This is a genomic window from Paracoccus sp. (in: a-proteobacteria) (assembly GCF_046462195.1).
In the GTDB taxonomy this organism is placed as follows: Bacteria; Pseudomonadota; Alphaproteobacteria; order Rhodobacterales; family Rhodobacteraceae; genus Paracoccus.
The window spans coordinates 1-2,717 of sequence record NZ_JBKGUN010000098.1 but is presented as its reverse complement, the minus strand read 5'-3'; the positions used below and the strand labels follow the sequence as shown (position 1 = coordinate 2,717).

3 protein-coding genes are annotated in these 2,717 nt (G+C 61.9%); all 3 read right to left on the bottom strand.

Features of this window, described 5'->3' with window-relative positions:
- Positions 1-24: 24 nt before the first annotated feature.
- The 3 genes from ACLHHB_RS06225 to ACLHHB_RS06215 are packed head-to-tail and all read right to left on the bottom strand — an operon-like array spanning position 25 to position 1,951.
- On the bottom strand, positions 25-441 hold the full coding sequence (locus tag ACLHHB_RS06225) for an ATP-binding protein (protein ID WP_410217413.1): 417 nt from the start codon (positions 439-441) through the stop codon (positions 25-27).
- A 2-nt stretch (positions 442-443) separates the two neighbouring features.
- Complete coding sequence (locus ACLHHB_RS06220) at positions 444-782, bottom strand: STAS domain-containing protein (RefSeq protein ID WP_410217412.1); 339 nt, start codon at positions 780-782, stop codon at positions 444-446.
- Entirely contained in the window at positions 779-1,951 is a 1,173-nt protein-coding gene (locus ACLHHB_RS06215; RefSeq protein WP_410217411.1) for a PP2C family protein-serine/threonine phosphatase, read from the bottom strand. Before ACLHHB_RS06215 ends, ACLHHB_RS06220 begins: the two co-directional genes overlap by 4 nt.
- Positions 1,952-2,717: the final 766 nt, after the last annotated feature.

Sequence of the window (2,717 nt, the reverse complement as noted above, 5' to 3'; positions counted from 1 at the left end):
AGCGCGGCAGGACCCGCCCGGGTTTCACGCGACCTCCTCGGTCAGGAAGGTCAGGATCAGACGGTTTCCTTCCGCATCGGAATGATAATCCAGCCTGTCCGAAAGGCTGGCGATCAGGGCGATGCCCCGACCGTTTTCGGCCAGGGGGTCGATCTCGGCCGGATCTCGGGCGGCCTGGAACAGCCCTTCTGGAACCGGGCGGCCGTCGTCCCGGATCTCGATGGTGACGGCATCGGCCCCGGTGGAAACAAGCAGGTCGATCTTTGCCTGCGGGCCGCTCTCCCCGTGCAGGATGATGTTCGTCAGGGCCTCGACCAGGACGATTTCCATCGCGATCAGACGATCGCCGGGCAGGGTCGGGCTGGCCAGCCGGCACAGCTGTTCCATCAACCCGTCGATGGCATCAAGCCTGCTGTCGATGGACAGGCCCTGCGGACACATGGCTACCGCTCCATCGCGGCGATGGCCGCCTCGGGATCGGAATAGGTGGCAAAGACCCGCTCCATCCGCGTGATCTTGAACATCTGCCGCACCGCGTCGGTCAGGCCGCAGATGACGACCTCGCCCCGGTTGCCGACGCGCTTGAGCAGGCCGACGATTGCCCCCAACCCCGAAGAGTCGACGAAACGGACCTGAGTCAGGTCGATGATCAGGCGGTTGTGCCCGTCGTCGATCAGCTGCGATGCCTGCTGGCGGAACTGGTTCGAGGACACCGCAGTCAGGCGGTCCCCTTCGGGAGAGATGACACAGATGCCGCCATCGTGCAGTTGGGTCTTGATCATGCGGAAAGGCTCCTTTCCAGGGCAAAAACAGTCAGATCATCTTCGAGTGGGCGGCCCCGGCGCCATTCGGCCAGATCCGCCACGACTGCGGCGGGAACGGCAGTCGCCCCGCTTCCTGCGTGGCGAGAGATCAGGGATTGCAGGCGGTCGTCGCCAAAGGCCTCGCCATTGGCATTTTCGGCCTCGGAAACACCATCCGAGCAGAGAACCAGCATCTGGCCCGGCTGCATGTCGATGTCCTGGCTTTCGAAGCCTGCCGAGGTCAGCAGGCCCACGGGATAGCCGCCATCGCCCAGCATCTGTGTCCTGCCGCACCGGGCGGCCAAGATGGGGCTGGGATAGCCGGCCTGGCAGTAATGCAGCCGCGCGTTCCGCTGATCGAGAATGCCACAGAACATGGTGAAGTAATCCGTGCCGTCATGGCGATAAAAGCGCAGGTTCAGTTCTCGCGCCAAGGCGGCGGGTTCGGGTGTCCCGCCGCCCGACAGCGTCAGGCTTGCGAAGAATTCGGTCGTGACCAGATGCCCGATGGCGACCGACATCAGCGCCGCATGGACGCCATGTCCTGCGACATCGATGGCATAGAAACCCAGCAGGTCGCGTGACAGAGGCAGGCAGCCAAACATGTCGCCCGACACATAGGCCGAAGGAACAAATGCTGAAGCAAAGCGGCATCCCCGGATCCGGCCTGCCAGGTCTGGCAGCAGCCGACGCTGCGCTTCGGCAGCAATGTCCAGATCATGCTCGATGCGCTGCTTGGCCTCTTCCAGGGCACGGTTGCGTTCGGACAGCGTGATCTCATGCTCGATCAGCCGGACCGCGGCGCGGATCCTGATCTTCAGAACGGCGGCATTCAGGGGCTTTGTCATGAAGTCGTCCACCCCCGCCTCCAGGGCCCGATGCAGTTCCTGTGCCTGATCGGTGGCGGTCAGCATGATGATGTGGATATACCGGCCCAGATCGGCCTGCCGGATGCGGCGCGTCACCTCGTGGCCATTGAGGCCGGGCATGTCCAGATCGCAGAGCAGGATGGATGCGCCGCTTTCCTCGATCAGCCTGAGCGCGGCAAGCCCGTCTTCCGCCAGCAAGGGCTGATACCCCATCCGGCTGACGACGGAGGAAGCGAACACCCGCTGCATGGCATCATCGTCGGCGATTACCACCTGCATTGTTTTTCGCTGTTGCTGTTGGACAGAAAAGGAACTGGCATCAGTGAAAGACCCATAAAATTCTGCAAAAGCTGAAGACAGACCTGCATTCCGCCCATCGATAACCTTGCCCTTTTCAACCTTCCGACCCTGTGACGCAGGGCGGGACACGGCCCGCTGCCGAACACGCACGACAGCTCTCCCTTGAGGCGACGTTTACCATTATTTATCAACCATCGCTAGCAGATGACATGCTGCAACGGCAAGAGAAGGTTCGGATGTATGGGCTTTATGCCACGGTCGGATTTCATCCTGTCGAAACAGGAATTCGGGTTGACGCGTTATGGCGTTTCCCGCGACACGCAGGACAAGGGGCAGCCGAAGGACACCATCGCGTCGAGACGTACCTGCCGTCACCATGAGCACCGCAGGACGCGATGTCAGAAAGGCCTGACGCGAAGGCCCCCACTGCGTTGGTTCCTTTCGTCGCATTTCGTGTATAGTATTGCCATGGACTGCCATGGGACTGCCATGGGACTGCCGAACCATGTCAGCTTGATCAGAAGCTGCCCAAGCATGTCACGGTCCACCGCTTGGGGCTGGCGGAAACAGCAAGGTCGTGGCGATTTTCCGTCCCAAGACGAATCCTTGGCCAGATTGCTTTGCTAGCGCGGATGAAAAAGCTTGGCTCCGCCGCTGCGGCATGGCGCGGTTGGTCCGCAACAGCCATCCTTGGTATTGGCGGTCAGACGGCGTTGTTGCGGAACTCCGGCCTGCCGGGGGATAC

Coding starts and splice junctions, on each gene's coding strand:
- ACLHHB_RS06215 (WP_410217411.1), bottom strand. CDS start 1,951: ATGCAGGTGGTAATCGCCGACGATGATGCCATGCAGCGGGTGTTCGCT.
- ACLHHB_RS06225 (WP_410217413.1), bottom strand. CDS start 441: ATGTGTCCGCAGGGCCTGTCCATCGACAGCAGGCTTGATGCCATCGAC.
- ACLHHB_RS06220 (WP_410217412.1), bottom strand. CDS start 782: ATGATCAAGACCCAACTGCACGATGGCGGCATCTGTGTCATCTCTCCC.